This window comes from Flavobacteriales bacterium (assembly GCA_016712535.1).
Lineage (GTDB): Bacteria > Bacteroidota > Bacteroidia > Flavobacteriales_F > PHOS-HE28 > PHOS-HE28.
The window spans coordinates 1-5152 of sequence record JADJQW010000010.1 but is presented as its reverse complement, the minus strand read 5'-3'; the positions used below and the strand labels follow the sequence as shown (position 1 = coordinate 5152).

The 5152-nt window shown below is 61.4% G+C and carries 6 protein-coding genes and 1 pseudogene; 5 read left to right on the top strand and 2 right to left on the bottom strand.

Annotated features, from left to right (window positions below):
- Window positions 1-120 precede the first annotated feature (120 nt).
- The 5 genes and pseudogenes from IPK70_17610 (at window position 121) to IPK70_17590 (ending at window position 3181) form a co-directional block, all read left to right on the top strand.
- A pseudogene (locus IPK70_17610) lies at window positions 121-345 on the top strand (DNA primase).
- The gene (gene dnaG / locus IPK70_17605) at window positions 291-1871 is read left to right on the top strand and encodes a DNA primase (GenBank protein ID MBK8228970.1); all 1581 of its coding nucleotides are present in this window, start codon (window positions 291-293) and stop codon (window positions 1869-1871) included. Before IPK70_17610 ends, dnaG begins: the two are co-directional and overlap by 55 nt.
- Window positions 1868-2080 (top strand): hypothetical protein, encoded by a 213-nt coding sequence (locus IPK70_17600; GenBank protein MBK8228969.1) that lies wholly within the window; start codon window positions 1868-1870, stop codon window positions 2078-2080. The genes dnaG and IPK70_17600 overlap by 4 nt, the downstream gene beginning before the upstream one ends.
- Before the next feature lie 15 nt (window positions 2081-2095).
- The gene (locus IPK70_17595; GenBank protein ID MBK8228968.1) at window positions 2096-3031 is read left to right on the top strand and encodes a cation transporter; all 936 of its coding nucleotides are present in this window, start codon (window positions 2096-2098) and stop codon (window positions 3029-3031) included.
- 3 nt (window positions 3032-3034) lie between these two features.
- Entirely contained in the window at window positions 3035-3181 is a 147-nt protein-coding gene (locus IPK70_17590) for a hypothetical protein (protein ID MBK8228967.1), read from the top strand.
- Between the two features lie 624 nt (window positions 3182-3805).
- Here IPK70_17590 and IPK70_17585 read toward each other — a convergent pair.
- Window positions 3806-4693, bottom strand: a complete 888-nt coding sequence (locus tag IPK70_17585) for a 1,4-dihydroxy-2-naphthoyl-CoA synthase (protein ID MBK8228966.1) — start codon at window positions 4691-4693, stop codon at window positions 3806-3808.
- Between the two features lie 292 nt (window positions 4694-4985).
- Window positions 4986-5152: hypothetical protein (locus tag IPK70_17580; protein ID MBK8228965.1), on the bottom strand; the 167-nt coding region annotated here is incomplete at its 5' end.

The window sequence follows — 5152 nt, the reverse complement described above, 5'->3', positions numbered from 1 at the left end:
GAAAGCTGAACGTTGAAGAGCGGCCTCGCCGCAGCACACAATCGCTGCTTCAGGTCTCTTATTTCAGCTTTCCTCTTTCCTCTTTCAGCTTTCATATTTCATTCTGCCTTCCGCTTCCCCATGATCTCCCCCTCCGCCATCCAATCCGTCAAGGACGCCATGCGCGTGGAGGAGGTCGTGGGCGAATTCGTCGCGCTCAAACGCAAAGGGCCGCGCTACCTGGGCCTCTGCCCCTTCCATAACGAGAAGACGCCGAGCTTCAACGTCAGCCCGAACCTCGGCATTTACAAGTGCTTCGGTTGCGGCAAGGCCGGCGATGCCATCACCTTCTTGCGGAGCACGAGCACCTCAGCTACGTCGAAGCCATCCGCTGGATCGCGAAGCGCTACCAGATCGAGCTGCCCGAAGAGGAGCAATCGCCCGAGCAGCAGCTGGAGCAGAGCGAGCGTGAGAGCATCGCCGTGGCGCAGCAATGGGCCATGGCCTGGAGCGAAGAGCAGCTCTGGAACACCGATGAAGGCAAACGCATCGGCCTCTCGTACTTCCATGAGCGCGGCTTCAGCGATACAACAATCAAGGCTTTCCATTTGGGTTATGTGCCCGAGCAGGGCAACGCCTTCGCCATCGCTGCGCAAGCCAATGGCTTCAATCCGGAGATCCTCGAGAAAGCCGGCTGGATCAAACGCCGTGATGATGGCGGCGCGTGGGACTTCTTCGCCGGACGCGTCACCTTCCCCGTCTTCGGCCTCAGCGGCCAGCCCATCGCATTCGGTGCGCGCACGCTCAAGAGCGACAAGAAGCTCCCGAAGTACTTCAACTCGCCGGAGAGCGTGCTCTACGTAAAGAGCCGCTCGCTCTACGGCATCCATCACGCCAAGAAGGCCATCGTGGAGCAGCAGCTCTGCTACTTGGTCGAGGGCTACACCGATATCGGCCTGCACCAAGCGGGCATCGCCAACGCGGTGGCCAGCAGCGGCACCAGTCTCACCGAGGATCAGGTGCGTTTGATCAAGCGCTACGCGCCCACGGTGTGCATCCTCTACGATGGCGATGCGGCGGGCATGAAGGCCAGCTTGCGCGGCATCGACCTCATCCTGAAGGAGGGCCTCAACGTGAAGGTGGTCACCTTCCCCGAGGGCGAGGACCCCGACAGCTTCGCGAAGAGCCATAGCAGCAGCGAGGTGAGCGAGCACCTCACGAAGACCGCGCAGGATTTCCTCGTGTTCAAGGCGGGCCTGCTCATGCAGGATGTGGGCGACGATCCCGTGAAGAAGGCCGCTGCCATCCACGAGATCGTGGAGAGCATCGCACTGGTGCCGGATCAAGTGCTGCGCTCGCTCTACATCCAGCAGTGCGGCCGTATGCTGCAAGTGAATGAGCAGGCGCTCATCAGTGAGATGAACAAGGTGCTGCGCAAGCAGTACCGGAAGAAGCTCGGAGGTCCCGGCGAAGGCCGGGATCTCGCCGAGCTGGAGGAGGTCATCGCGCCAGAGATCGCCCCGCCGCAGCCAACGCTCGAGGACCTCGGCACCACGCCGCAGGAACGCGACCTGCTACGCTTGCTGCTCGCTTATGGCCACGAGCGCATCCCATCGCTCTTCGCCGATGAAGACGGCAATCCGGTGGAAGAGGAGACCACCGTAGCCGAGCTCCTCTTCGAGCTGCTCGCCCTCGACGACATCCTCTTCGATGAGCCCCTCTTCCGCGAGATCTACCTCGACTACCGCTTCACGCACAACACCGGCAGCAGCATCGACATGACGCCTATGTGGCGCATGACCGCGAGGACTGGCGCGGCACCGCCATCGACCTGCTCACCGAGCGCCACGTGCTCAGCCCCAATTGGAAGGACCGCCACAAGATCCACGTGAAGCGCGAGAGCGAGCAGCTCTACGACGCCATCGAAGAGGCCGTGGACATCCTCAAGGAGCGCCGCGTGGATCGCATGATCCGCGACCGCCAAGAACAGCTGCGCACCACCGACGATGCCAACCTGATGATCCTGCTCGCCGAGATCAAGGCCTACACCGAGGTGAAGCAGAAGCTGGCGAAGAAGACGGGGAGGGTGGTGGTGGGGTAGAAATACCTTGCGCCCATGCCCCACGCCCACCACGATCACTCCCACGATCACGCGGGCCATCACCACCACGAGCATGCGCACGGCCATGTGAGCGCGGCCAGCGCTGCGGCCTTGCGCACGGCCTTCTTCGTCAACCTTGCGTTCACGATCGTAGAGGTCGTCGGTGGCTTGTGGACTAACAGCATCGCGGTGCTCACCGATGCGCTGCACGATGCGGGCGACTGCTTGGTGCTGGGCACCGCGTGGTACCTGCAGCGCGTGGCCATGAAGGGGCGCGATTCGCATTACAGCTACGGCTACGGGCGCTACAGCATGCTCGGCGGATGGCTCACCAGCGTGGTGCTCATCATCGGCGCGCTCTTCATGCTCACCATGAGCGTCCCCAAATTGTGGGCGCCGGAACTGCCGCATTCATTGGGCATGATCGGCTTCGCGCTCTTCGGCTTGGCCATGAACGGCTTCGCGGCGTGGAAGCTGCACGGCGGAAAAACGCTGAACGAGCGAGGCGCCTACCTGCATCTCCTGGAGGATGTGCTCGGCTGGGCCGCGGTGCTCGTGGGCGGCATCGTCATCCACTTCACCGGCTGGGCCATCGTTGATCCGCTGCTCAGCATCGCCATCAGCGCGTACATCCTCATCAACGCCATCGGAACCCTGCGCCGGGGCACAGGCATCCTCATGCAGGAGATCCGCCGGGGCCTCGATATGCAGCAGGTGCGCACCGACCTCATGACCATCCCGCACGTGAAGGACCTGCACGATCAGCACACGTGGACGCTCGACGGCAGCTTCGTCGTGCATACCGTTCACGTTGTGGTCGATGGCATCGATCACCGCGGGGCACTTGGCATCAAGACCAAAGCCCGCGAGGCGCTCAAGAAGCACGGCATCCATCACGCCACCATCGAGCTCGAATGGGCCGATGAGGATTGCGGACTAACGCATCACTGATCCATGACGAAGCGCCTCTTCCGCGTGCTCGCGAAACTGAACAAGGCTTTGCTCCCGAAGATGTGGGACAAGAACCTGCTCCGGCTCTCCAAGACGCAGAAGCTGATCATCGCTTGGCGGATCTGGGTGACGAAGAATGCGCTGGATTGAGGGCGTCCGCAGATTATGCAGATGTGCTCGCTAACGCTGCGCTGACTCAACTGGAATGCGTCTGCAGATTACGCGGATGTGCTCGCTAACGCTGCGCTGACTCAACTGGTATGCGTCCGCGGATTGCGTGGATGTGCTCGCTAACGCTGCGCTGACTCAGCTGGAATGCGTCCGCAGATTACGCGGATGTGCTCGCTAACGCTGCGCTGACTCAAGCCGCGCGGTGATACAGGGATTGAGGCCGCCGTTAGGCAGGCCAACTGCGCAATCTGCGGAAAAGCTATATCGCTCTGCGGCATTCAGGCCGCCGTTGGGCAGGCCATCTGCGTAATCTGCGGATAAGCTTTTGCGCTCTGCGGCATTCAGGCCGCCGTTAGGCAGGCCATCTGCGTAATCTGCGGATAAGCTTTCGCACTTTGCGGCATACAGGCCGCCGTTAGGCAGGCCATCTGCGTAATCTGCGGATAAGCTTTCGCACTTTGCGGCATACAGGCCGCCGTTAGCAGGCCATCTGCGTAATCTGCGGATAAGCTTTCGCACTTTGCGGCATACAGGCCGCCGTTAGGCAGGCCATCTGCGTAATCTGCGGATAAGCTTTCGCACTTTGCGGCATACAGGCCGCCGTTAGGCAGGCCATCTGCGTAATCTGCGGATGAATTGATCGCGGTATCCACTTCCCCTTCCGAATTCCGGCTTCCTCTTCTCCAGGAACGCATTGCGCCCCTCCTTCGCTTCGTCGGTCATGTAGGCTAGGCGCGTGGCTTCGTAAGCGAAGACCTGCTGCCCCAGGCCATCATCGGTGAGGTTGAAGGCGAACTTGAGCATCTTGATCGCGGTGGGCGATTTCGCGAGGATCTCTTGCGCCCATTGCCACGCGGTGCTCTCGAGTTCGGCGTGCGGGATGGAAGCATTCACCATGCCCATCTCATAAGCGCGGTCGGCGCTGATGTCGCGGCCGAGGAAGAAGATCTCGCGGGCGCGTTTCTGTCCAACCATCTTGGCGAGGTAGGCGCTGCCGTAGCCGCCATCGAAGCTCGTCACATCGGCATCGGTCTGCTTGAAGACAGCGTGCTCCTTGCTCGCGAGGCTGAGGTCGCACACCACGTGCAAGCTGTGGCCGCCGCCCACGCACCAGCCGGGAACAACGGCGATCACCACTTTCGGCATGAAGCGAATGAGGCGCTGCACCTCGAGGATGTTGAGCCGCGGCGTGCCTGCGCCATCCACATAACCCTGATGTCCGCGCGCGCGCTGATCGCCGCCGCTGCAGAAGCTCCACCCGCCATCCTTCGCGCTGGGGCCTTCGGCGCTGAAGAGCACCACGCCGATCTCAGTGTCCTCCTGTGCGTCGTGGAAGGCATCGAGCAATTCGCTCACCGTATGCGGACGGAAGGCATTGCGCACCTCGGGCCGGTTGAAGGCGATGCGCGCCACGCCATTGCACTTGCGGTAGGTGATATCGGTATAGGCCTTCGCCTCGCGCCATTCGGGCGGAGCAGCCTGGAGGTGCATGCGTGCTTTGGTCATTCGCTCTTCGTATTCAGGGCTGCGAAGTTCGGTGGCCTGACCCACTGAATGATCTGAATGCGGAGGACTTGCGCGGATTGCCCAATTCAACCACGGTGCTTCGCTGCGCTCGCACTGACATAGAAACGAATGAACCCCCAGTATTTCACACCCTATTGCGGACCGCTCGACTGAGTGAACCACGGATGCACACGGATCAACACGGATGGATTCCATGAGGACGTTGTGAAGTCCGTCGTGACCTGTAGCTCTGCTTCCGAACTGCATTTATCCGTGTCTATCCGTGTGCATCCGTGGTTCTGTATTTCACTTCCTGCGCCGCCAGGCGCTCGATTACGAACCCCGCGCACACCACACCGACAAAGAGCACAGGCAAGGTGTAGCGCTCCTCAACGCCGCGCTGCACATAGGCCAGGTAGAAGAGGTAGGCCGCGCAGCCGAAGG

Excerpts from the sequence above, each read along its gene's own strand:
- IPK70_17585 (MBK8228966.1), bottom strand. The coding sequence starts at position 4,693 with ATGCACCTCCAGGCTGCTCCGCCCGAATGGCGCGAGGCGAAGGCCTAT.
- IPK70_17595 (MBK8228968.1), top strand. The coding sequence starts at position 2,096 with ATGCCCCACGCCCACCACGATCACTCCCACGATCACGCGGGCCATCAC.
- IPK70_17590 (MBK8228967.1), top strand. The coding sequence starts at position 3,035 with ATGACGAAGCGCCTCTTCCGCGTGCTCGCGAAACTGAACAAGGCTTTG.